The sequence below is a fragment of the Gluconobacter sp. P1D12_c genome (genome assembly GCF_018812105.1).
GTDB lineage: Bacteria > Pseudomonadota > Alphaproteobacteria > Acetobacterales > Acetobacteraceae > Gluconobacter > Gluconobacter oxydans_A.
The window spans coordinates 1-456 of sequence record NZ_JACSIQ010000448.1 but is presented as its reverse complement, the minus strand read 5'-3'; the positions used below and the strand labels follow the sequence as shown (position 1 = coordinate 456).

The following is a 456-nucleotide window of genomic DNA, read 5'->3' as shown; positions in this document are numbered from 1 at the left end:
TTAGGCATATCATGTTCATTCCTGCTGTTGCTGTTGCTGAGCGTCGCCAGTTGAGGAATGAGCTGACCTATTGGATTGATAACATTCTCCCGAATAAGGGGAAGTATCTGCGGTACATGGTTATCACCTGCGGTGAGAACGTCCGCATATATGATGACCTCAAGGCGGAGCATAGGAAATGGACACGCAAGCTCTCTGATTGCTTCCGTTGGCTCAATCAAAAATATGGTTCAAATCTGTATTTCAGGGGGACTGAGTTCACTCATAATGAGGATCATGAAACCCTTAACATGCATATGAATATCCTCTTTGATCTGCCGTATTTGAAGGGGAACGGCTGGCAGGATTTTCTTGCTGATGTTCGTGAGAGGATGTCGTGCATTGTTAAGGATGCGGGAACTCTTGAGTCTGTTGATGAGGTCACAAAATATGTGACTAAGCCGAACGATATTGAGA

Annotated in this window: 1 protein-coding gene; it reads left to right on the top strand. The window is 45.0% G+C overall.

Annotated features, from left to right (window positions below):
* Positions 1 to 11 precede the first annotated feature (11 nt).
* The coding region (locus KP705_RS17605; RefSeq protein WP_215765217.1) for a hypothetical protein at positions 12 to 456 on the top strand (445 nt) is incomplete at its 3' end.